General features: G+C 62.9%; 23 protein-coding genes and 1 pseudogene. 9 read left to right on the top strand and 15 right to left on the bottom strand.

The window, feature by feature from the left end:
- The first annotated feature begins 23 nt into the window (after positions 1 to 23).
- Entirely contained in the window at positions 24 to 1,247 is a 1,224-nt protein-coding gene (locus tag B4F51_RS08060) for a CynX/NimT family MFS transporter (RefSeq protein WP_296224602.1), read from the top strand.
- 7 nt (positions 1,248 to 1,254) lie between these two features.
- Here B4F51_RS08060 and B4F51_RS08055 read toward each other — a convergent pair whose 3' ends face one another.
- Genes B4F51_RS08055 through B4F51_RS08040 form a run of 4 tightly spaced genes read right to left on the bottom strand, consistent with a single transcriptional unit; the run spans position 1,255 to position 4,962 of the window.
- Positions 1,255 to 1,824 (bottom strand): DNA-3-methyladenine glycosylase I, encoded by a 570-nt coding sequence (locus B4F51_RS08055; RefSeq protein ID WP_296224601.1) that lies wholly within the window; start codon positions 1,822 to 1,824, stop codon positions 1,255 to 1,257.
- A gap of 11 nt (positions 1,825 to 1,835) precedes the next feature.
- Complete coding sequence (locus tag B4F51_RS08050) at positions 1,836 to 2,807, bottom strand: magnesium and cobalt transport protein CorA (protein ID WP_296224600.1); 972 nt, start codon at positions 2,805 to 2,807, stop codon at positions 1,836 to 1,838.
- 17 nt (positions 2,808 to 2,824) lie between these two features.
- Complete coding sequence (locus B4F51_RS08045; RefSeq protein WP_296224599.1) at positions 2,825 to 3,310, bottom strand: MarR family winged helix-turn-helix transcriptional regulator; 486 nt, start codon at positions 3,308 to 3,310, stop codon at positions 2,825 to 2,827.
- A 59-nt stretch (positions 3,311 to 3,369) separates the two neighbouring features.
- Complete coding sequence (locus tag B4F51_RS08040; RefSeq protein ID WP_296224598.1) at positions 3,370 to 4,962, bottom strand: MFS transporter; 1,593 nt, start codon at positions 4,960 to 4,962, stop codon at positions 3,370 to 3,372.
- A 185-nt stretch (positions 4,963 to 5,147) separates the two neighbouring features.
- Here B4F51_RS08040 and B4F51_RS08035 point away from each other — a divergent pair, with 185 nt between their 5' ends.
- A complete protein-coding gene (locus B4F51_RS08035; protein ID WP_296224597.1) occupies positions 5,148 to 6,518 on the top strand; it encodes an APC family permease in 1,371 nt (456 codons plus the stop codon).
- Between the two features lie 374 nt (positions 6,519 to 6,892).
- On the opposite strand, the pseudogene B4F51_RS08030 reads toward B4F51_RS08035, so the two are convergent.
- The 6 genes and pseudogenes from B4F51_RS08030 to B4F51_RS08005 form a co-directional block, all read right to left on the bottom strand.
- Positions 6,893 to 7,193: pseudogene (locus B4F51_RS08030) on the bottom strand (VOC family protein); the annotation flags it as partial.
- 51 nt (positions 7,194 to 7,244) lie between these two features.
- The gene (locus tag B4F51_RS08025) at positions 7,245 to 7,547 is read right to left on the bottom strand and encodes a hypothetical protein (RefSeq protein WP_296224617.1); all 303 of its coding nucleotides are present in this window, start codon (positions 7,545 to 7,547) and stop codon (positions 7,245 to 7,247) included.
- Complete coding sequence (locus tag B4F51_RS08020) at positions 7,435 to 7,794, bottom strand: helix-turn-helix domain-containing protein (RefSeq protein WP_296224596.1); 360 nt, start codon at positions 7,792 to 7,794, stop codon at positions 7,435 to 7,437. The genes B4F51_RS08025 and B4F51_RS08020 overlap by 113 nt, the downstream gene beginning before the upstream one ends.
- Before the next feature lie 55 nt (positions 7,795 to 7,849).
- A complete protein-coding gene (locus B4F51_RS08015) occupies positions 7,850 to 8,908 on the bottom strand; it encodes a DUF4344 domain-containing metallopeptidase (protein ID WP_296224595.1) in 1,059 nt (352 codons plus the stop codon).
- A 44-nt stretch (positions 8,909 to 8,952) separates the two neighbouring features.
- Positions 8,953 to 9,579, bottom strand: a complete 627-nt coding sequence (locus B4F51_RS08010; protein ID WP_296224594.1) for a tetratricopeptide repeat protein — start codon at positions 9,577 to 9,579, stop codon at positions 8,953 to 8,955.
- A gap of 368 nt (positions 9,580 to 9,947) precedes the next feature.
- Positions 9,948 to 10,700 carry a helix-turn-helix domain-containing protein gene (locus B4F51_RS08005; protein WP_296224593.1) on the bottom strand — a complete coding sequence of 251 codons (753 nt, stop codon included), beginning with the start codon at positions 10,698 to 10,700 and terminating at the stop codon, positions 9,948 to 9,950.
- Between the two features lie 275 nt (positions 10,701 to 10,975).
- On the opposite strand from B4F51_RS08005, the gene B4F51_RS08000 reads away from it, so the two are divergent.
- From B4F51_RS08000 to B4F51_RS07970, 7 genes are all read left to right on the top strand, one after another.
- Positions 10,976 to 11,779 carry a PASTA domain-containing protein gene (locus tag B4F51_RS08000; protein ID WP_296224592.1) on the top strand — a complete coding sequence of 268 codons (804 nt, stop codon included), beginning with the start codon at positions 10,976 to 10,978 and terminating at the stop codon, positions 11,777 to 11,779.
- Positions 11,780 to 11,849: 70 nt separating this feature from the next.
- Positions 11,850 to 12,584 (top strand): hypothetical protein, encoded by a 735-nt coding sequence (locus B4F51_RS07995; protein ID WP_296224591.1) that lies wholly within the window; start codon positions 11,850 to 11,852, stop codon positions 12,582 to 12,584.
- A 14-nt stretch (positions 12,585 to 12,598) separates the two neighbouring features.
- Positions 12,599 to 13,192, top strand: coding sequence for a hypothetical protein (locus B4F51_RS07990; RefSeq protein WP_296224590.1), 594 nt, complete (start codon positions 12,599 to 12,601; stop codon positions 13,190 to 13,192).
- A gap of 38 nt (positions 13,193 to 13,230) precedes the next feature.
- Positions 13,231 to 15,105: a hypothetical protein gene (locus B4F51_RS07985; protein ID WP_296224589.1), complete on the top strand. Its 1,875-nt coding sequence runs from the start codon at positions 13,231 to 13,233 to the stop codon at positions 15,103 to 15,105.
- A gap of 34 nt (positions 15,106 to 15,139) precedes the next feature.
- The gene (locus B4F51_RS07980; RefSeq protein ID WP_296224588.1) at positions 15,140 to 15,976 is read left to right on the top strand and encodes a hypothetical protein; all 837 of its coding nucleotides are present in this window, start codon (positions 15,140 to 15,142) and stop codon (positions 15,974 to 15,976) included.
- An 18-nt stretch (positions 15,977 to 15,994) separates the two neighbouring features.
- Entirely contained in the window at positions 15,995 to 16,183 is a 189-nt protein-coding gene (locus tag B4F51_RS07975; RefSeq protein WP_296224587.1) for a hypothetical protein, read from the top strand.
- 97 nt (positions 16,184 to 16,280) lie between these two features.
- Positions 16,281 to 16,577: a hypothetical protein gene (locus B4F51_RS07970; RefSeq protein WP_296224586.1), complete on the top strand. Its 297-nt coding sequence runs from the start codon at positions 16,281 to 16,283 to the stop codon at positions 16,575 to 16,577.
- A gap of 116 nt (positions 16,578 to 16,693) precedes the next feature.
- On the opposite strand, the gene uxuA is transcribed toward B4F51_RS07970, so the two are convergent.
- The 5 genes from uxuA to B4F51_RS07945 form a co-directional block, all read right to left on the bottom strand.
- Entirely contained in the window at positions 16,694 to 17,731 is a 1,038-nt protein-coding gene (gene uxuA / locus B4F51_RS07965) for a mannonate dehydratase (protein WP_296224585.1), read from the bottom strand.
- A gap of 51 nt (positions 17,732 to 17,782) precedes the next feature.
- The gene (locus tag B4F51_RS07960) at positions 17,783 to 19,330 is read right to left on the bottom strand and encodes a UxaA family hydrolase (protein ID WP_296224584.1); all 1,548 of its coding nucleotides are present in this window, start codon (positions 19,328 to 19,330) and stop codon (positions 17,783 to 17,785) included.
- 39 nt (positions 19,331 to 19,369) lie between these two features.
- Positions 19,370 to 20,656, bottom strand: coding sequence for an MFS transporter (locus tag B4F51_RS07955; protein WP_296224583.1), 1,287 nt, complete (start codon positions 20,654 to 20,656; stop codon positions 19,370 to 19,372).
- A 120-nt stretch (positions 20,657 to 20,776) separates the two neighbouring features.
- Complete coding sequence (locus B4F51_RS07950; RefSeq protein ID WP_296224582.1) at positions 20,777 to 21,907, bottom strand: mannitol dehydrogenase family protein; 1,131 nt, start codon at positions 21,905 to 21,907, stop codon at positions 20,777 to 20,779.
- Between the two features lie 16 nt (positions 21,908 to 21,923).
- A complete protein-coding gene (locus B4F51_RS07945) occupies positions 21,924 to 22,946 on the bottom strand; it encodes a zinc-binding alcohol dehydrogenase family protein (RefSeq protein ID WP_296224581.1) in 1,023 nt (340 codons plus the stop codon).
- Between the last annotated feature and the right edge of the window lie 66 nt (positions 22,947 to 23,012).

Here is a 23,012-nt window from a genome sequence, read left to right as displayed (position 1 = left end):
CTTGTCCTAATGCCCGCCCCACCATGTCCCGCACGCCACCGCCTACGACTGCTTCACACACCGATACCGCTGAACGTCGCTCGACCGGCGCGCTGGCGCAGCTGGTGGTCGGGCTCGTGCTGGTCGGCGTGAACCTGCGGCCGGCGCTGTCGAGCCTGTCGCCGGTGCTCAAACAGGTGACAGCGGGCACGGGGTTGTCGGGCGCCACAGCGGGCTTGCTGACAACGCTGCCGGTGGTCTGCCTGGGCGTGTTTGCGCCGGCGGCGGCAGTATTGGCCAGGCGCTTCGGAGCGGAACGTGCCGTGGGCGGTCTGCTGATCGCGCTGGCCGCGGGCATCGCATTGCGCAGCGCGGGCGGGGTTGCCCCGCTCTTCATCGGTACGCTGGCGGCGGGTGCCTGCATTGGTGTGACGGGCATCCTGCTGCCCGGCATCGTCAAGCGAGACTTCGGCCGTCAGGCCGACCTGATGACGGGCGTCTACACCATGGCGCTGTGCCTGGGCGCCGCCATTGCCGCCGGAGCCAGCGCACCGCTGTCGGCATGGCTGGGTGGGTGGCAGCCGGCGCTGGCGTTCTGGGCCTTGCCCGCGGTGCTGGCCTTTATCGGCTGGTGGCCGCACATGCGACATGCGCACGGCAAGGGCTCGGCCGCACGCATTGAACGCGTGTCACTGTGGAACAAGCCCATCGCCTGGCAGGTCACGCTGCATATGGGGCTGCAGTCGTCATTGGCGTATTGCGTGTTCGGTTGGCTGCCGGTGATCCTGCAAGACCGCGGCCTTTCGGCCGTGCAGTCGGGCATGGTGGTGGCGGTGTCGATTCTCGTGCAGCTCATCACCGCACTGGGCGGTCCGTTCATCGCACGGCTTGGGCGCGACCAGCGCCCCGCCGTGCTGATGATGATGCTGATGTGCTGGATAGGCCTGCTCGGCTGCCTGTACGCGCCGCTCTCGACGCTGTGGTGGTGGGCGGTGCTGCTGGGCCTGGGCCAGGGCGGCAACTTCAGCGTGGCGCTGTCGCTGATCGTGCTGCGCTCGGCCGATGTGCGGGTGGCGGCCAGCCTGTCCGCCATGACGCAGGGCATCGGTTACGTGATGGCTGCCGCCGGGCCGTATCTCATGGGTGTGCTGCACGACCTGACCGGTAGCTGGGCCGTGATGGGATGGCTGTTCAGCGCGATTGCGTTGGCGTCGATGGTGATGGGATCGCTTGCCGGGCGCAACCGTACGCTGCACGCCGACGAGTAGGCGCCGGTTACTTCGCCTTCTTCACCTTGCCCGCACGAAAACACCCAGCCTCGTGATCATCCACCATGCCGGTGGCCTGCATGAAGGCATAACAGATGGTCGGGCCGACAAACTTGAAGCCGCGCACCACCAGCGCCTTGCTCATCGCCTTGGAGGCATCGGTGACAGCGGGCGCATCGCGATAACTCTCCCAGCGATTGACCACCGGCTTGCCTCCGACAAACGCCCATAGAAAGGCATCCAGCGAACCCGCTTCTTCCTGCAGTTCCAGCACCTTGCGCGCATTGATGACGGCGCCTTCCACCTTGGCGCGGTTGCGCACGATGCCGGGGTCGGCGAGCAGCTTTTCGATGCGTGCAGGCGTGAAGCGCGCCACGCTCGCCGGGTCAAACCCGTCGAACACTTCCTGGTAGCGCGCCCGCTTGCGCAGAATGGTCTGCCACGACAAGCCTGCCTGCGCGCCTTCGAGCACGAGCATCTCGTAGAGATGGCGGTCGTCGTGCGAGGGCGTGCCCCATTCGGTGTCGTGGTAGTCGATCATCAGCGGGTCATCGCCCACCCAACAGCAGCGGGACATATCAACGTCTCCTAGATCCAGCCCGACTTGCGCAGCTTGCGATACAGCCACACACAGGCCGTGGCCGTGCAGCCCAGCACAATCGGGTAACCGGCCGGATGCGCAAGCTCCGGCATGTGGGTGAAGTTCATGCCGTAGTTGCTGAACACCACGGTCGGAATCGCCAGAATAGCGCCCCAGCCCGCGAGCCGCTTGACGATGTCGTTCTGCGTGACCGACACCAGCGCAACATTCACGGAGATGGCCGTGGTCAGCATTTCGCGAATCACGTCCAGCGCGCCCACCAGGCGATGCGCGTGATCGGCAATGTCACGGAAGTACGCGCGCAGCTCCTTGGGCACCACGTCTTCATGCAGGCGCACAAGCTGGCCGGCGATGTCCTCCACCGGCAGCGCGGCACCGCGCAGACGCAAGAGCTGGCCCTTGAGCGTGTACAACCGCTCGATGGAAGCTCGGTCGAACGAATCGCCAAAGATCCGGGCCTCGATGGATTCGAATTCTTCCTGCAGGCTCTCCAACACGGGCTGGTAGTTGTCGACCACGAAGTCCATCACCGCATACAGCGCGAACGGCGCACCCTTGGCCAGCAACTGCGGCGTGCGCTCGCAGCGCTCGCGCACCGGCGAATACGAGGCGGACGGACCATGCCGCACAGAGACGAGGAAGTCGCGGCCGACAAACAGGTGCGTCTCGCCGAAGACGACGTTGCCGTGCTCAATCTGCGCGGTGTTGAGCACGATGAAGAGCGTATCGCCGTAGACCTCGAGCTTGGGGCGCTGGTGGGCGTTGCGGGCGTCTTCAATAGCGAGATCGTGCAGGCCGAATTCTTCCTGCACGCGCGCAAGCATGGCGTTGTCCGGTTCGTGCAGGCCGAGCCAGACAAATGAACCTGGGGTGTGCAGGACGTCGCTGATGGCTTCGACCGAGAGATCGCGCTCACGCTTGCCGTTGCGGTACAGCGCGCTGTTGATCACCATGGGCATGGGTGTCTCCTGTCGCGTCAGCGGTCTTCGGGCTGATCGGCGCTCTTGGCGTTTGGCGCGCCGGAGTCGACCGGCACTTGCGCGATGCGTGTTTCAATTTGCGCCAGCGCCTCGGACAGTGCATGGACGAGGTCGTCCGGCAGCCCGTCGAGCGTGGCATTGAGAAAGGCGACGCGACGCGGCATGCATTCGAGCACCACGGTCAGTCCGGCGTCGGACAGCGATACGTTGGTCAGGCGGTTGTCGCGCGCGTCCGTCGTCCGTTCGATCCAGCCGAGCTGGTCGAGCACCTTGAGCTGGCGGGTGAGCGCGCCGGGATCCATCTGCAGACGTTCGGCCAGTTGTTTCTGGGCCATGCCGCCGCCCGTGTGGTCGTGCAGCGCCAGCAAGATGCGCCAGCGCGGCATCGGCTGGCCAACATACGCCTCGAAGGCGGCCATGAACGCACGGTAGGTGCGGCCGAACTGGTGCATGACGGCAAAGCGTTCGCGTTCAGAGGTCATCGATCAGGCGTGAAATTGCGGGAATGCGCGCATCGTAACCGGTGCGAGGTGCAAGCGCCCTATTCTGTGTGTTGCACGGGCTCCACATGATGCAACACAACCGGCGGCACCCAACGCACGCGCCACAGGCCCACGAGCGCCACCACCGTCGCCATGATCAGGCCGATGTGGATCGCACCTACCAGCACATGCCGCGCCGCCTCAAGCAGCGCAGCACCATCGTGGCCCGCGGCGTGCATCTGCGCGAGCAAGGCCGTCTGCGCGTCATGATCAATAAGAATCTCGGGGTCGGCAAGCCGGTGCAGCCATTGCGTCGCGTTGTCTGCACGCAGCGCGTTGCCCACGCCGGAGGCATACCGCTCGCTCACCAGCGTGCCGACCAGCGCCGTGCCCACCATGCCGCCCACCATGCGCAAAGATTGCAGCAGCGCCGTGGCGATGCCCAGGTGCGCACGCCCAGCCGTCTGCTGCGCAAACACGGTCAGGTTGGGCAGCACAAAGCCGAGGCCCAGGCCCGCCAGCAACATCAACCCCGTCAACACCACATGCGGCATCGTCTTGGACGACACCGCCATGCCGGCCAGTGCCAGCGTCAGCAGCGCAAATCCGGCGTACAGCATGGCATTGGGCTTGGGGATGCGCGTGACAATGCGTCCGTTGATGATGCTGCCCAGCGTGATGCACACCACCAGCGGCGTGATGACCAGCCCCGCCTCCTGCGGCAACATGCCGAAGCCGCCCTGGAACAGCAACGGCGTATAGAACAACACCGCGAACATGGAAAAGCCCGACAGCGTGGCCAGCACGAACAGCGTGGCCAGCGCTGGATTGCGCAGCATGTCGAACGGCAACAGCGGCTGCTCGGCACGCTGCTCCCACCACCACAAACCCACGAAGGCCGCCACCGACATCGCGAGCCAACCCAGCAACGGCAGCGACAGGCCATGGCGCGGCAGCCATTCCACAAAGAGCTGCAGCGCCCCCAGCGCAACGGTGATCAGCAACGCACCCTGCCAATCCAGGCGGATGCGCCCCGTGTGCACGTTCTGACGCAGATGCGGCAGGAAGCGCCACGCAAACCACAACCCCAACACACCGAACGGAATATTCACGTAGAACACCGAACGCCAGCCGAACGCCTGCGTCATCCACCCGCCCAGCGTCGGGCCGATGGCATTGGCGATGCCAAACGACGCGCTCAGCATCACCTGCCAGCGCAAACGCACACGCGCGTCGGGGAACAGATCGGGAATGCACGCGTAAGCCGTGCCGACCAGCATGCCGCCACCGATGCCCTGCAATGCACGCGACCACACCAGAAAGCTCATGCTGCCCGCCAAGCCGCACATGACCGATGCCAGCGTGAACACTACGATGGACGCAATCACGAACGGCTTGCGTCCGTAGAAATCCCCCAGCCGGCCGAAAATCGGTACCGTCACCACGGAGGTCAGCAGATACGACGTCGCTACCCACGCATACAACTCGAAGCCCTTGAGCTCGGCCACCACCGTCGGCAACGCGGTGCCGACCACGGTCTGGTCAAACGCCACCAGCACGACGACAAAGCAGATGCCGATCATCGCCAGTAGCGATTCCTTGAACGGCAGGACTTGGGTATGGGAGTGCGGGAGCGCGGTGTGGACAGCCATGATGGGAGCGCAAGAAGCGTCCGATACAACAAATGATACATCAATGATTGATACGTCAATCATTAGTGTAGCCGAACCCGGCGCGCTTTGCTGGCGCTGATGAGAGGAAATACCAGCCCTCTTGCCAGCACATTCTGCACGGAGTAAAAGTCGAGCCATCAGTGTCGACCGCGAGTCCCACGCCCATGGACCAACCCACCGAACTCAACGCCAATTCGCTGGGTATCGTCGAATCGGTGATCATGGGCATCGCCGGCACCGCGCCGGCCTACAGCATCGAGATCACGACTTCCACAATCATTGGAACAGCCGGCACGCTTTCGCCGGCGAGCATCCTAGTCTGTGGGCTCATCATGTTTGGCATCGCGTACGCGTTCATTAACATGAACCGTGCCCTGGCCAGTGCCGGCACCTCGTATTCATGGGTAAGTATGGTATTCGGACGTGCGCTCGGCTTCTTTGCCGGCTGGGCGCTTCTGGTCCTGTGCTGCGTGTTCATGGTTTCTGCCATGATTCCGGCGGCAAACGCCACGCTGCTCATCTTTGATCGGCCAATGATGAATAACGTCCACTACGTGACGTTGATTGCGGCCGCGTGGCTTACGTTTGTCAGTGCTGTCGTCGTCAAGGGCATTAAGCTCACCAGCTACGTGCAGGTGCTGATGACGATCATCGAGGGTGTGATCCTGCTCGTAATCATCGTTGCGAGCTTCTTCACGTTCCCATATGCGCCGCAGCACCCGTTCTCGTTGGTCTGGTTCTCTCCTTTCGAGTTTTCGCCAAAGCTGTTTGCCAACGGTGCGTTGGTGGCGATCTTCTTTTTCTACGGCTGGGACGTGACCATGAACCTCAGCGAGGAAACGCGCGACTCGAACCGCATCCCGGGGCGGGCTGCGTTCTGGTCGATGGTCTTCTTGATGGTGTTTTTCCTGGTATTCATCGTCATCACGCTACTCGGCCTGTCGGATGCCGAGGTCCAGCACTACAACACGAATATCATCTTCGCCATCGCGGAGAAGCTATTCGGACCGACTTGGGGCTACGTGTCCATCATCGCGGTATTGCTGAGCACGGTGGGAACGGTGGAGACGCAGATGCTGCAGTTCACGCGCACACTTTTTGCCAAGAGCCGTGACGGTGCACTCCACCATCGCTATGCGCGCCTGCATCCGCGCTGGCGAACGCCACACGTCGCCATCTTCTTCATCTGGATCACCGGACTTGCGCTCCTATTCGTGTCGTCCTACCTGCCAACCATCAACGTCATCCTGCAGGACTCAATTACTGCCATCGGCTTCCAGATTTGCTTCTATCTTGGGCTAACCGGGCTCGCCTGCGGCTGGTACTACCGCAAGGTGCTGACGCAGGGACTGTGGCTTGCCGTGAGCCATGTCATTTGGCCGGTGGCTAGTGGGTTTTTCCTGTTCTTTATCGCGCTCTACAGCATCCCGACCTTCGACTGGGTCACCAATGTCGTCGGTATGGGAGGCATTGCCATCGGCGCCATTCCGCTGCTGCTGAACCGCAAGAAAATCTGGGTGACTCCAGCCGCCTGAGCCGGATCGGTGCTGCGCATCGACTGCCATCGTCACCATCTGACCAAGTGCTGGCGGTTGCGCAAAAGACGGACTGACGATCCAGCAATCCCTTGAGCGCAGATGCGCACGCTAATCCGGGTGTGGGCAGACGCAAGCGCTTGGTGTGCAAGCACGGCAGCGACAAGGTTAAGGATGACGGGGGACTTCAAACTTGAACATTCCTCGATCATGTAAGCACATCGTGCTGTTTGGCGCGGTGAGTGTATGACAGAGTTTGTAGCTTGGCTGCGGGGATCGACACGGCGCCCCTGAAGGCGGCAGCCTGCCGCCCTCGGTTCGGGCACGCATTGATTTTGTGGCTGCACACATTCCCGCAGCGGCGCAGTCAATCGGTCGTCAAAGGTCCCCTGATATTCCAGTGCAGCATCCGAGCGCGTGTTCAGCTCAAACATCACGCCGCCCGGCGCTCGGCAGCTCGAAACCGACATGGAAGTTCCGAGGCCAATCCGGAGCATCGCCGCTGACATGGTCGATGACCACATCGAAGCCCGGCCGCTTGAGGATGCAGGACTGGTCCCACATCCCCGCGATCGTGAAGCCCAGGTAGCGCTCGAAGAATCTGGCCGTCGCAAGGGTGTCGGCCGAAGGAAAACTCAGGTGATTGAGCTTCATGCGTTGAGTGATTGCTGTCATCGTCGTTCTCTCATCGTGGCGGTGGCCCCATGGCGTGACCGCCTGACGACGTCAGAATCGATGCCGGCTGACCGCAAACCCGCACTGCTGTGCCGTTTGTGGCACGAGATGGTTCATGGCGAACAGATCATCCGCCGCCAGCGGCTGCGGAAGCCGAGGAGCCGCTCGCAGAACGATCGCACCGACAAGCGCCTGCAAGTCCGTGCTATCCGCCTCACTGTGCAATGCGGGGCGACCTTCCTCAATGTCGAGCAGCGTGGCCAGCACCGGACGCTGCAGTTGCTGCCGCACCGAGGCCCGGATCGCGGACTCCAACGCTGCCTTGCCGCTGCGCAGGGTGAGGGCAGCGGCCATGTCTTCGCGAAATCGCGTCTTCTCGCGGCGGATGAGCGCAGCCGTGAGCGCATCCTTGCCAGGGAAGTACCGATAGCGAACCGATGCTGACGCCTGCCCGCCGAGCCACCGCATTCGTATTGAACCCGTCAAACCCGCGGGCCTCCAGAACCTGGGCAGCGGCGTACGTGGTGACCGTGAACTCATGCGCGCGCCAGATGATCGAGCGAGATATCCATCCAAGTCGGCAACGACCGATAGAGCGCACCGCTCAAGTGTGTGCCCCAATCAACCGAGGCAAGACATGCTTCCGACACCCCCATTCAATTCCCAAACGGATTCGACTTCCCGTCCCACTCCAGCGGGTTCCTGACCGCTTGGCGCGGCGCAGCCTGCGCGCGTGCCGGCGCGGCATTCGCGCCACCATCATCCTTGGGCGCGAACCGTGGGGAGAAATGCGGCAGAAGCAATCTTGCCCACGAGCGATAAATCTTGGGGGACTCCTCCTTGCAACGCTCGGCGCGCTCCGGCGGCAGCATGCCGCGCCTGACAATGCCGCTGTTCGTCTCTGGCTCTACGCCGTAGACCATGCAAAGCAGGTTGTGGTAGCGCTGCGCATCGAGGGAGTGCTCATCCGCAAACGCGCGAGCATCCGGAGAGTCATTGGCGCTGTTGACGCGGAACCACACGGACGCCAACTGGAAGATCCGTGCAATATCGCTCTTGGTTTCACTGTTCTCCGTATGCGTCAGCAGCATGACGGCGGCTAGCTGGTCCACCGAATCTTCTTCCCGCCCCACGGCCGGCAGGTCCAGCAGATCGATCAACGCGTGCCCCGATTCATGCAGCGCGATGAAGCGAACGTTGTCCCGCACAAACTCCACCATCAAGGCCTTCGGGTCGGTTGCGCCCTTGGACAGGGCCGAGCCCATCTTCAGCAGATCGTCGATCATCTCGTAGCAGAAGATGACGGCACCCAGCTTGCGCGAATAGAACGCGTTGACGGCACCGCATTCCATCGTCACGTAATTCAGCGACCGGGGGAGAATGAAAAGCCCGTCGAGACCGGAAATTTCCGGAATGTCAGCGAGCATATGTGTGTCGACCGCCCACTGATAGGCGTAGTTGAATTGCGGGTTCCTGGGCTTGAAATAGCGATAGACAAAGCGCAGCCCCTTGCCGTCCGATGTGATCAGGACCCCATCCTTGGACGGCACTCGCGCGTCAGATGACATCTCGATCACGCCGTCCTCGGTGGCCTGCTGCGGCCCGGGCACAGCATGCGCCATGCCCACCTGGAACGAGAACAGAGCCGACAAAAGCGCGGCGGCAAGCTTGGGAAGCACTCCCTCACGAAACAGACGAGATCCGCTGATCGACATGATTCATGATTCAGGTGTTGTTGGCGTTCAGGAACAAGACAGTCTCAGTTTGGCTTGATCAGCCCGTACACGACCAACCGCTCGTGCAGCAACGGCATGCGCAGCCCGTGGCTGTAGGCGGTGACGAAATCAGCTCTCGCCTTTTCGAACATCTTGTTGTGCTCGTACGCAATGCCACGGTTGTAGTACACCTCGCCCTCATCGGGGCTGAGCTCAAGCGCCTTGGCGTAATCGGCCATGGCGCGATCGAACTGGCCAGCGTCGTCGTAGGCGTTGGCCCGGTTGATGTAGTCGCTCACGACGTCATCCGGATGCATGGCGATGGCCTTGTTGTAGGCTGCGATGGCCTTCTCCGGAGCCTTGGCGTTTCGATAGGCGATGCCCATGTTCCGGTACGTCCGGGCCAGCGATGCGTCGCTCAAACGCCCGTCCTTGATGCATGTATCGAACAGTGCGATGGCGTGCTGATGATCGCCCGCCTCTGCGGCATCCCAACCAGCCAGGCACTTGGACAAATCCTCAGCAAATGCACTGGCCGGTAGCAGCGCCGCCAGCAGGACAGCGCAGGCAAGACATTTCACCCCCGCTCTCTCAGGACGACGCAAATGACCGGCGTCGATTCTCCACCGGGCCGCAGGGTCGCGATATAGAAGTGACATGCTGAGGTTCATGGCCGTCGCGCAGCCGGAAAGGCGTTTTGGTCCCGCCGCAAGTTGCGTGAATATATACCGATCTATATAGTTTCACCAGATCATAATTGACTAACCGAAAAGAGCGGCCATGACCAACATAATCGATTTATTTCCATTTATTAACATTAATCTTGCGAGCGATTTGAAGAGGGGCACAACTAATCCCCGATTGATTTGAAACAAGAAACATGCACCATGAACGCTCCAGAAGAAGAAGCGATTGCACCGGTAAATCCCGCCGCCCCTCGCCGGACGGAGAGGATTAACCACGACAGCAGATACCCCCGGGGCTTGCCATCGTGACGCCATACAAGAACGCGCACCGTTGCACCGCCATTTCGCAAGTCTTACCGCTTGCGGGCGTCGGCATTGCGCCGCAGCCGCGCGAAACCACGCGGCTCCCACTCCCGCAACGCCAGCAGCAACCCTGTGCCGCGCTTCTGCGCGAGCGGCAACGCCATCGATTCCTGATGCAGCGCGGCGAACTTGCTGCGCAGCCGTCGCAATTCGAGCCGAAGCTCCGCCGCTGCGGCCGGCGTCAGCATGCCGTGCGTAAAGGCGAGGGTTTCGTCATCCCGCTCGAAGCGGCAGTCGAGAAAGTCGTTCAGCCCCTGCTCCAGGAAGTACTGGCGAATCGGGCCACCCGGCAGCCAATCGAAATCGCGCGCCACGCACAGGCGAATGCGGTCGCCCGGCTGCAGTGCGATCAGCCCGATGCGATCCAGCCGCAGCAGGTGCTTGAGGCATTCCGCCCGCGTGATGCGGTACGTGGCGACGATGTCGTCCACCGTCCAATGGTTCAGCGCGCAGACCGTCACCAGCAGCAGCGTCTCGCTGGAGACAAGCTGCGCCTCCTGCGCCTGCGTGAGCATATGCAGCGGCGGCACGCTGTTGGCCGACTCCTGCACCAGCTCGGCCAGCGTGAAACCCAACAACTGGCTGACCTGCACAAGCCGATCGACCGTGAAGCGGCCACTGGCAAACAGACGCTTCACGCTCGGCTCGGACAGCTTCAAGCCTTTGGCAACGTCACGGTACGTCAGGCCCTGCGCGCGGAGCTGCCGCTTGAGGGCATCGATGATCTGGTTGGCTTCGTTCATCAGCGGGTATCGATAAATGATACTTGGCGTGGAATTCCATGCGACTGCGCCGGAAATATACGTCACTTTTGATACCCGTCGAGATAATGCCACCCATCCTACGATTGCCCGCTGTTGCCAAGGCACACCGAAGACACGCCACCCCGGCCAACCAGAGGCGGCACGTCTTGAACCCTGCTTCCTGAAATCCCCCGATGCAATCTCTCGTCATGCCGTCACGCTTGCACACGAACACCCTCGCGACCCCTGTCGCTTCAAAAGCCCTGTGCGGCGTCATGCTGACGCTGGGCCTGGCGCTATCGTTGCCAGCGCTTGCGCAAACGAATGCGCCCGCGCCGCGCGTGGTTTCCGAATTGACGGACATCCGCATGAAGGCGCTTGCCAACCTGCCCAAGGCTGGCGGCAGCGCCAGCGACCGCGACGATTGCCCACAACGGGTCATCCAGCCGAAGTCGGCTGCAGCCAAGCTGGTGGCGGCACAAGGTTGGGCCGTCATGGCCGACGTGCCGCTGGGCTCCTACCGGGTCGTCAGTTTTGCCGGCCAGATGCAATCTGCAACCAGCGGCACCTGCAACGTCACGCAAGGCAACGTAGCGGTGTTCGACAACGAAAAGCTCATCGCGCTGGCCGATGGCAAATCGGCCGACGACACCGCCATCGGCCACTTGACAGCGCTCGAAGGTGGCGCCGTACGCGTGTGGGATGGCGACATCGTGGAATCCCCGGCGGGTGACCTGCACCTCGACGCCGACGGCACGCTGCGCCTCGCCAGGATTGCCGACGAAGACTCCGTCTGCCACGGCCGAGCCAAGGTGCCGAACGTCTACAACATGCCGATCGACAAGGCCCGCAAGGCTCTGGCCGCCAAGGGTTGGAACCCCGTGCGCGCCAAGCCGGAAGGCGAGCCGCGTCAGACCACCCTGATCAAGCGCGGCATCGTCGAAGCCGAAGCCTGCTCGGGAACCGGCCTCGGCTATTGCAGCTTCAACTACGCCGGCTCGGCCGGCACCCTGTCCCTGACCACGGTGGGCGACAACGACCTCCCGAGTGTCGTGGACTACGGCGTCAAGTGCCGCTGACCGCCCCGCTTTCGATCCAATCACGGAGCCCCTTATGCGTCGTCTGTCTGTACGAACACCCGGTATCGGCTTGCGCGCGCTGTCGGCCTGCGCCCTGCTGGTTTGCCTGAGCGCATGTGAGCGCTCTGCATCACCGGCCGATTCGTCGGGGGCGGCCGCCTCAACTTCCGCCCCGAGCGCTTCTGCCGCTCCCTCGCCGGCACCGGCCAAGGCCGCAGCCGCGTCGCTGCACACACTGCTGCGCGTATTCGGCGGACAGAGGCCGGCCATTTGGTCCGCGTTCGACAACATGTCCGGCGTGCATTGGGATGACCCGAAACCGCTCGACAATCCCGACACCGTTTCGCGTGACGCAACGCATTACCGCGGCGGAAACATGCTGCTCGCAGGCTTTGACGAGGTGGATGTGCCCGATGGCAAGGTCGGCTCGGAAGCCGGTATCAAGAAAGACAACGAAGGCCATGTTGGCGTCGTACTCAATGGGAACGACAGCACCGTTCTCTCGATCGTGCTGGAAAAGTTCTACCAGACCGACGACACGCAGAGCATCCTCCAGCGGCAGTTCGGCAGCGATGCCACGATCAAGCTGATCGCAGGCAGTTGCACAGTCGACTACATCACGAAGGCGCGGAACCTCCAGAAAAACGCGTTCTACCAGATCAACCTGCCCAGTACAGCGATCCCGCTGTATGCAGAGACCTTTGTCGACGACCGGGGCCCCCTGAGCCCTGGCGTGACGATCTTCGAATTCACCCGGGCCAGGCCGGAAGGGCGAATCACGGACATGCAGTGCAGGACTTCCTGAGATGGAGGGCACCAATGAACCACGCCACACGCAAGCTTGCACACAACCGCCCGCATGCTGCCGCGGCCATGCGTTCGCTCTGCGCGGGCCTGTTGCTGGCGGGTAGCGCATCTGCCCAGCCAGTGCAGAACGAAACCCTGATGGTGGCAGCGCCCGATGGCTACACGATCGCCAACAGTGGCCGACGCAACAACGCCGAGGTGACCCAGATGGTGCCCAGCGGGCAAAACGTCAACGACTGGACGGAGATGGTGACGGTGCAGATCTATCCCGACGTCAACGCGTTCACGTTCAACACCTATGCTGCCGGCCTGGAGGAACGCTTCAAGGCCGCATGCGAAAGCGCTGAAGCCCACGCGCTCAAGCGCGCCGAGAAGAACGGCTACGACACCGAGTATTGGGAGTTGAACTGCCAGGTCAAGGACGGCGCACACACGCCTTCCGTCACGTGGTTCAAGATGCTTCGCGGCAATGATCGGCTTTACGTCGTGCTCAAGGCCTTCCTCATGGAGCCATCGAAGGAGCAGATCAAAACGACCGCGCAATACCTGAAGAACATCTCGGTTTGCGACACGCGATTGAAGGACCGCCCATGCGTCGCGCGTTGACGCTTCAGCCTGAAGAACCTGAATACGAGAGAAACCGCATGATGAATGCCACTCATCTGCGCCCTGTCCTGCTTGGACTGGGCCTGGGTCTTATTCTGCAGCACGCCGCGCTGGCGGCGGACTGCAATGCCAATTTCAAGAGCGAGGCCGACACCGGTGCCGGGGCGCGTTTCTCGACGTCGACGGTAGTCCCAGGCCTGGATGCCCGCAACGCCATCGCCCAGCTCAAGCAGATCGCGGTGGGTGACGGTTTCCAGATCGGAGCCGAGAACTACACGGGTACCACGGGCGAGCTGACGATCCAGCAGAAGCAAAGCGACCGTGCCCGCGGCTTTGCCATCAACATGACGGCCAATCAGGATACGAAGACGATCTCCGTTGCGACAACGCTGCCGCCAGGCATGATCGCCAAACCGGAAACCATTCGCAGCGGCATGTGCGGCATGCTCAGCCGCGTCGACATGAGCCGTAACGCCGTGGGCGCCGATTTGGCGGCCGCGCCAGCAGCACCGTCCGCCGATCCCTTCCAGGGCGTGTCCACATTCGGCGCGTGCACCTACAACTTCCGCGCCGCGCTGGACGGCGTGATCGGCCGCCACTACACCACGTGGGTACCCGTCAAGAATGTGAACCCGGATGATGCCGCTGCGCGTCTGATCGAAGTCGCCAAAGCGGCAAACCTGAGCGCGGGGCCAAAAGAACAGCACGGCACGCTGACCAGCGTGACGGTCATCCAGCCGTTGCCGGCGGCACCAGGCGAGAAGGCCGCTTTCCCAATCCGCTTCATGCTGGAGGATGCGCTGGGTGTGATCTCCGTTGCCGTGCGGCTGAACCCGAAGCAGGAGATGGATGACGAGAAGCTGCGCAAGGAGGTCTGCGGCATGGTTGCCGCCATGGCGGGCGCACCGCTGAATGAGCTGAAGGAGCCACCAAAACTGACGAAGCAGCGCCAGCTTGAAAGCTGGCATACCGGCATCGACTGGCTCATCAGCCGCACCGTGGCGGCGGGCAAATCTCTCGTGGTGGTGCCCGCTGTCAACCTCGACAAAAAGTACACCGGCGACGAGTCCGTCTCCAAGAAATGGACGTTCCGCACTGACCTGACCGCCACCACGATCTGGCAGAACAAGGCCGACCCGCGCGACGTCATACGTGTCGGGCCCGATGAGCCCTTCAATGAAGTGGGCTTGGGCGGCTACGTGTCGACTTTCGTGGCAGGCAACGCCCAGTACTTCGTCTTCATCGTCAACCCGGGCACCTACACCGTGGCCGGCAACACGTACGAGACGACGTCCGAGAACATGTCGCAGTTGGGTACGAGCCAGAAGCCGGGCAGCTCACCGCTCGGACAGATCACGCTGCTGCCCAAGAAGAACACCGACTTCGTCCAGACGCAGGAATGGTTCAATGCCCAATATCGCGACCGCGAGGTCACGAACACCTACTGCTCATCGGTCTATGTCTACTACGGCACCTGCGCGTTCTGGGCGACAGAAAAGCGCACGGTGTCGGAGATGACCGAGCCTGCCGGCTGGCGCAACGTCACCCGGGCCAAGTCGATCGATGGCCTGGCCGTCTCGACCAAGCTCAAGCGCGAGTTCGCCTCCTTCAGCGTGGCGTCCGGCGAGGCCATCGTGATCGACGGCCTGTACCCGACCCCGCCCAACGCCGACTACAACAAGCAAGCCTGCGAAATCGTCAGTGGCCAGATACAGTGCGACCTGACGCGCTTCACTCTCACCCGCATCCCCGCCAGCATCGCCGACATGCAGGCGCTGGCATCGGACCCTGGCCTCTATCCGCGATCCACTCGGATCCTGGCGAACGCGAAGTACCGTCCGCTCAAGCTCCTGGGTACGCCGGGTGCGTTGCGCTCGGTGTGGGGGCAGGACTATTCGATCAGCGTGCGTTGAGCACGCATCCGCCATCCCCCTCCAAGGAGCGACCATGACCATCAAGTCACCCGCTGCGCACGGCCTGCTGATGGCCGCCGCTCTGCTACTGGGCGCGCAGGCCGCTCATGCTGACAGCGATACGTGCGGCAGGCGTGCCTCCTCCATCGTTCGCAAGGCCTACCCCAACGCCAAGCCCAGCGGCGACCACTTCGTCCTCGACGGCCTGAACATCGAGACGCCCGAAAGCGACATGAACGGCGAGGTGGCGCACGTGGTCTGCCGCACCTGGCCCGGCCACCCCGATGTCATGCTCGCGGCCATCCCGTTCACCAGGGATTGGGAGAGCAAAGAGCCCGGAGGCCATCTTGAGCTGCTCGTGCTCGACAAGCGCAGCCTCAACGTCAAACAACGGTTGCGGCTGAACACCAATACGACCGGTAGCGGGCTGTCGATCAAGACGATCCGCTTCGACAACACACGCTATACGCTCGCGCCTGGACAGGCCGCCGTTGGCCTGCTGATGACGCGGGGGCGCCAAGTTGACCCGAAGACCTTCTCCGAAGACGTCCTCTGGCTCTACGCACTGGAGGGCGATCAGGTCAAGCCGGTTGTGGATGGCCTGGTCATGCTGGCGGACACCACAGTGATGGCCGAGCAGTGCTCCACCACATCCGTGGGCGGCCGACGCACGCTGTCCGTGGACCCGTCGGCACACAGCGGCTATGCCGACATCGTTGTCACGGAAAAGCGGCTCTCCCGGCGCGAGACCAAGGGCAAGGACGGCATGTGTGAAATGCGCCCGACCAAATCGGAAACGGCAACGCATCGGCTGATCTACAGCGGCGCACAGTACGACGTGCCCAGCGCGCTTCTCAAGCCATTGGAATAACGGCGCCAAAGAGCACCCATGAAAATGACAAACTTCGTTGCGCGCAGCCTACTGATCAGCGCCACCGTGATGGCCGTGCTGCCGGCTGCGTATGCCGCCATCATCATTCGCAACGCCTACCTCGATGCCAAGCCTACTGACCAGGGCTTCACCGTGGGCGGCGCCACCATTGCCGCACGCAGCCGCCCGGTAATGTCTTCGACATGACGCTGACCACCCGGCCGACGCCCTGACCTCCTCCTTCCGATACTCCTGAGGAACGCAATGATCCAACTCAGAAAGATGGGGGGCAGCCGCTGCACTGTTGGTTCTGTATCCGATCTGCCAGGCGCAGCCTGCCGCCCCGTATCAGGGCGAATGGGCCTACTGGCAAGGCTGTGCATGGGGCCACTCGGCACACCTTGCGCTAGAGCAGGAGGGCGACCGCGTCACCGGCACCTGGAACGACGGCACCCGGACCGAGAGCTGGGAAGGCAAGCTCAAGGGCACCGTACGCGATGGCAAGCTGCATGCCGGCCAGTGCTACGACAACTCCGACGACAAGGACGTGAAGGTCTGCCCCCAGTACGCCCCGGAGACCGAGAACACCTTCGTCCGTTAGGGTGCCCGCCTTGTCTGGTATCGCGGGTCGGAACGCTATCTGGTGCTGCACCCCTTTGCGAAGGGCAAGAAGGTGCCGGTAGAACACAACTGCGCAGACGAATAGCGCTTCTGCGCTCAAGTCTTGGCGAGCCCCTCCCAGATGCCGTTCAGGTACACCGCGCCGAGTGCACGGTCATACAGGCCGTAACCGGCTCGCCCCGTTTCACCCCAGATCATCCGCCCGTGGTCTGGGCGGGCATACCCGTCAAAGCCGGTCTCAAAGTACGCCTTGAGAATCTCGGCCATGTCAAGCGAGCCGTCAGCCGAGCGGTGAGACGTTTCATGGAAATCGCCCTCGGGGTTGGTCCGCACGTTACGCAGATGGGCGAAGTGGATACGACCTCGCGCCCCGAACTCGCGCACCATCGCCGGAATGTCGTTGTGCGAATCCGCACCCAATGACCCGGAACATAGCGTCAGGCCATTGGCCGGATCGTCGACGATTGCCAGCAGTTGCCGCAAGTCTTCGCGGTTCTTGACGATGCGCGGCAGCCCGAAGATCGGGCGCGGCGGATCATCCGGGTGGATCGCCATCTTGATGCCCGCCTCCTTTGCCACGGGGATGACCGCGTGCAGGAAATACGCAAGATTGGCCCACAGCCCCGATTCGTCGAGCGCTTCGTACTCACGCAACAACGCCCGAAGTGCCTCTGGGCGGTAGCTCGTGTCCCACCCGGGTAACGCAATCCCTCGGCTGGGGTCGAGGCGCTCAACAGCCTGCGCATCGAAAGCGAGCGTGGTCGAGCCATCGGGTAGACGCATGTCCAGCGAGGTCCGTGTCCAGTCGAACACGGGCATGAAGTTGTAGCAGACCACCTTCACACCGCATGCAGCCAGGTTGTGCAGCGTCTGCCCGTAGTTGGCGATCAGGGCGTCGCGCGTTCGCTTGCCAAGCTTGATGTCCTCGTGCACGGGCACGCTTTCGATGACTTCAAGCGTGAGCCCGTGGGCTTCGATCCGGTGCTTGAGCGCCTGGATCTTGTCGATCGGCCACACCTCACCAACCGGCACGTCGTAAATGGCCGAGACTACGCCAACCACGCCCGGAATCTGGCGGATGTGTGCGAGCGGCACCGGGTCGGTATCGCCGTACCAGCGAAAAGTCATCTTCATGACGGGTTCCTGTGTTGATGCGAATAACGCGAGGCAGAAAGCTGTTCCGCTCTATGTCACCACGCCCACCTGCCAGGGCACGAACTCATTCTGTCCGTAGCCGTGCAACTCGCTCTTCGAGCGCTGCCCCGAGGCGCAGTCGAGCATCTTGCGGAAGATCGCTTCGCCGAGTGCGTCGATGCTGTCAGAGCCATCGATCACGCCGCCGCAGTTGATGTCGATGTCGTCTTCCTGCCGCTCCCACAGCGCCGTGTTGGTCGCGAGCTTCAGCGATGGGGATGGCGCACATCCATAAGCCGAGCCGCGCCCGGTGGTGAAGCAGATGAGGTTGGCGCCCGAGGCAACCTGCCCCGTTGCGGACATCGGGTCGTAGCCGGGCGAATCCATGAACACGAAGCCCTTGGCGGTAATCGGCTGCGCATAGTCGTAGACGTCGACCAGGTTGGTGGTGCCGCCCTTGGCCACCGCACCAAGCGACTTCTCCAGAATCGTCGTCAGGCCGCCGGCCTTGTTGCCGGCCGATGGGTTGTTGTCGAGCGCCGCGTTGTTGCGCTCGCAGTAGGTTTCCCACCAGGCGATGCGTGCCAGCAGCTTGGCGCCAACCTCGGGGCTCACCGCGCGGCGCGTCAGCAGATGCTCGGCGCCATAGATTTCCGGCGTTTCCGACAGGATGGCCGTACCGCCATGCCGCACGAGGCGGTCAACCGCCGCACCCAGCGCCGGGTTGGCGGAGATGCCCGAATACCCGTCGGACCCGCCGCACTGCAGGCCAACACACAGGTGCGATGCAGACACCGGCTCGCGTCGCACACGATTGGCGTCGGTCAACATCTCGCGCACCATCGCAATACCGCGTTCGATGGTCTTGCGCGTGCCGCCGCTGTCCTGGATGGTGAACGCGCGCAGGCGCGACGTGTCATCGGCCAGACCACCCGCCTCCAACACGCTGCCGATCTGGTTTGTCTCGCAGCCGAGCCCAATGAACAGAACCGACGCGAAGTTCAGGTGCGCGGCATAGCCGGCCAGCGTGCGGCGCAGGATCGAGATGCCCTCGCCCTGCATGTCGATACCGCAACCGAGACCGTGCGTCAGCGCTACGACGCCATCCACGTTCGGGAAGTCCGCCAGGGCGTCCGGGTGCACATCCTGCCGAAAGTAGTCCGCTATCGCACGTGCCACGGTTGCCGAGCAATTCACGCTGGTCAGCACGCCGATGTAGTTGCGGGTAGCCACGCGCCCATCGTCGCGGCGGATACCGAGGAAATGGGCGGGCTCGGCCACGTAGGCGGTCGGGCGCGCATCGGCGCAGAAGGCATGCTCGCGCGCGAAGTCCGCCATGCCGAGGTTGTGCACGTGCACGTGCTGCCCGCGGGCAATGGCCTCGCGTGCCACGCCGATGATCTGGTTGTAGCGCTTGATGGGCTCGCCCTTGGCAATGGCACGTGTGGCGATCTTGTGCCCGGGTGGAATCAAGCCAGAGACGACCAGGTCCTCCGCGTCTATCCGGGTACCGGACACGAGTTGCCGGGTGGCGATGACGACGTCGTCATTGGGGTGCAGGCGGATCACCGCGTGCGCAGCAGAAGCTAGAGTCAACATAGGCCGATTGCAGGAACGATGGAGAACGCGCTTCAGCGCTCAGGCTGACGAGCCTGCACCTTCGGGCACGCCAAGGCGCGCCGGCTCGATGGACAATGGCTCGATCTTGCCGACGATCACGAGATAACTGAACGCGCCCAGGAAGCAGAACCCGCCTGCAACCACGAGCGGAATCGTGAACGAGCCCTTGGTGATGGCCAGCATCAAACCGGTGAACGTGGTGATGAAGATGCCGGCCAGATTGGACGCAAAATTCTGGATGCCCCCGATGGAAGCGACATGGCGGGGCGTGGGTGCAATGTCGCCGGGCAGCGACCAGATGCTGGCTGCGGCAAACGCGAGGCTGCCGTAGGAGATACCAAAGAACAGCAATACCAGGTAGACATTCGCGGTGAACGCCGACAGCGTAATCGCCGACGACATCAGCATGCCGCCCACCATGCACGTCTTGCGCGCGGCGGTCAGGCTCCAGCCGCGCCGGTACAGCCCGTCGGACACATAGCCGCCCAGCCAGCCACCCGGAATGGCAATCAGCGCCGGAATCATCCCCAGCGTGCCGAGCGCCTTAAGCGAGAAGCCGTGTGTCTGCACCAGATAGCTCGGAAACCACGTGATGAAGAAATAGATCACGAAGTTCAGGCAGAAGAAGCCGAGCATCATGCCCCACAGCGTGCGATGACGGAACAGCGAACCCCACGTGATTCCGCTGCCGGCTGCATGGGTCAGCGGCGTGTGCACGACATCGCGCTCGCCCGTCATGTCGCCGTGGTCGGGCGCGCGGTAGATGACCAGCCAGCCCACGATCCACACAGCGCCCAGTACGCCGGTGATGACGAATGCAGCCTTCCAGCCCAACTCGCTGATGATCAGTGCCACCACCGGAATCGACAGCGCGGAGCCGACGCGCGAGCCGCTATCGAAGATGCTGGTGGCCAGCGCCCGCTGTTCTGGCTTGAACCACTGGCTGACGAGCTTTGCGCACGACGGATACGCCCCCGCCTCGCCCACACCAAGCAGCAGGCGGCAACCGAACATGCCGGCAACGCTGGAGGCAAATGCCGTTACGGCCGTGAAAAGCGACCACCAGCCCACGGCCAGCGGCAGCGCGATGCGCGCGCCGACACGATCGACAAACCAGCCAAACGGCATCTGCATGAGCGCGTAAGTCCAGAAAAAGCCGCTCATGATCAGGCCCATCTCGGCCGGGCCGATGCCAAGCGCCTTCTCGATCTCGGGCGCCGCGACCGCAAGATTCGCGCGGTCGATGTAGTTCACGGCAATTGCTAGAAAACAAAAGAGAATGACAACCCACCGCATCTTCCTCATTGCACTGTCTCCTTGGGTGCTGGCATCTGTCGTGTGGTGTCAGCGGCCCGCCGCGATGCCAGCTTGCGGGCCGTCTTGTATGCCGTGCCGTCTGCTCTGCCGGCAGCTCGGCACGGCCTGTCAGGCAGGGACCGGTGCGCGCAGCGCGGCGCGCAGACGCGGCTGGCCGATGCCGAGGCCGAGTTCGCGCGCAAGATCCATCACAGGTTGAAAACGGCGCAGCTTCTTCTCGTCATGGTTGCGGGCAATGTCCGACAACCGATGGTCGAGAAACGGGTTCTGAAAACGCTCGCGCACGGCCTTGAGGTAGTCGCGCGCATCGCTGCCCTTGCCCAACGCATCGAACACGGGCAACACCTCGTCGCCCCAGAGCAATTCCAGTTCCGCACGCAGGTCCGGATCGCGCATGGCGTGCAGCGTGTTTTCATCAGCGGGGCGGCCGTCGACCTTCCAGCGCTCTGCCAGATAGGTGTGTCCGAGATTGAGCAGCAGGAGCTTCAAGCGCACGTAGTGCGCAAGGTCATCCGTCACCACCATGGCTGCGTGCTCGCATGGCAGCACCATGCCCGGGCGCCGCTCAATTGCCCACAGCGCATAGGGCTCGGCAATGGCGCCCACTGGCGCGATCGGCTCCGAAACGATGCGGTCCACCAGCGAATTCACCCAGACGCACGTGTGCTCGATGTAGTCGACCAGGGCGGGGGCGGCGCCCCACCCCCGCGCAATGTCCGCAACGAGCCCGCGCAGCGTGTCACCATTGTTCGACACCAGTTCGCACGGCAGCAGCGTCAGCGGTGCCGCGCCCGCCAAAAAGCGCGCCTGCAGCAGAACAACGAGCTTGGCTGCGAAGCCCCGCGGGGCGCAAGCGCCGGGCGCCAGCAAATCAGCCGTGTCCTCGGCAAAACACGCGTAGCCGCTGTCGCCCGTGTTCGAGATGACGACGCGCGCATCGCGAGCAAAGCGCTCGCACACGACAGGCCAATCGGTGTTGGCATCGAGTGCCTCGCTCACGGCGGTGCATTCGATCGTGGTATCGACCACGGCATCTCGCTGCACACCGCGAACGCGCACCGGATACCGCCCTTGCGCACGCAGAGCCTCAATGCGAGCGCGGCTTTCCGGGTTGCTGGTGGTCTGCACCACCGTGACATGGCCGAGCGCGCGGCCGGCATGCAGTGCTTCGGAAATAAACAGATCAGCATGCGCCTGCAGAAAGCGGCTGGTACCGAACTGGAGGATGGGATTGTCCATGCTGATTGCCCCCACCTCAGCACGCAACCAGCGCCTTGATGACGCCGGCTTCCGGGTTGAGCAACTTGGGAAACTCGACCGGCAAATCGCCCAGCGCGAGCGTGTGCGTGTTCAGCACCGCGGTGGGAATCTTGCCTGCACGCATGGCATCGAGCACCGTTTCAAAATCGGCCAGCGTTGCATTGCGACTGGCGAGCAGCGTTGTTTCGCGCTTATGGAACTCCGGGTCGGAAAATGAAATACGGTTGCTGACAATCGACACCAGCACGTACTTGCCGCCATGCGCCACAAAGTCGAGCCCGCGCTCCATCGCCTTGATGTTGCCGGTGGCATCGAACACCACGTCGAAGAACTCGTTGCCGGTGAGTTCTGCCAGGCACCTGGCGTCGGTGGCGTTTTCGGTCGTGTCGAGCAGCACCGTGTGATCTGCATGCAGTGCCGTCGCGCATACGCCCAGCCGGTCGGCTCGACCGTCGAGCACCGTGACCTGCGCACCGCGCAGCTTGGCGAAGATCACCACGGCCATGCCGATGGGCCCCGCACCGACCACCAACGCACGCTGCCCGGCAGCAATGTCGGCCCGGGCGACAGCGTGCGCACCGATGGCAAGGAATTCGATCATGGCCGCCTGATCGAGCGTGACGCCATCGGCCTTGAAGACAAACGCTTGCGGAACGGCAAGGTATTCGACCATCCCGCCATCGGCATGGACGCCGAGCACGCGGATGTTGGTGCAGCAATTGGTCTTGCCGGCCCGGCAGACGACGCATTGTCCGCACGACAGATAGGGCATCACATAAACCTGATCCCCCGCCTGCACGCGCGCCCCGGCCGGTGCCGATTCCACGATGCCCGACAACTCATGCCCCATCACCCGTGGATACGACAGATACGGCTGGTTGCCGGTGAAGATGTGCAAGTCGGTCCCGCACACGCCAACACGCTTGATGCGGATCAGGACGTCGTCCGGGCCAGGCTCCGGCATGGATTGTTCGGCAACGGCAAGCTTGCCGGGGGCTTCGCAAATGACGGTTTTCATCGAACGAGATGGAGGAGATCGGGGAGATGCCCCAGATGCTGACCAGTTGGGCAGACCAGTCGTTTG

This window comes from Ralstonia sp. UBA689 (assembly GCF_002298975.1).
Classification (GTDB): Bacteria; Pseudomonadota; Gammaproteobacteria; order Burkholderiales; family Burkholderiaceae; genus Ralstonia.
Note: the sequence above shows the minus strand (reverse complement) of the source record. Positions and strands in the feature narration are given on the sequence as shown.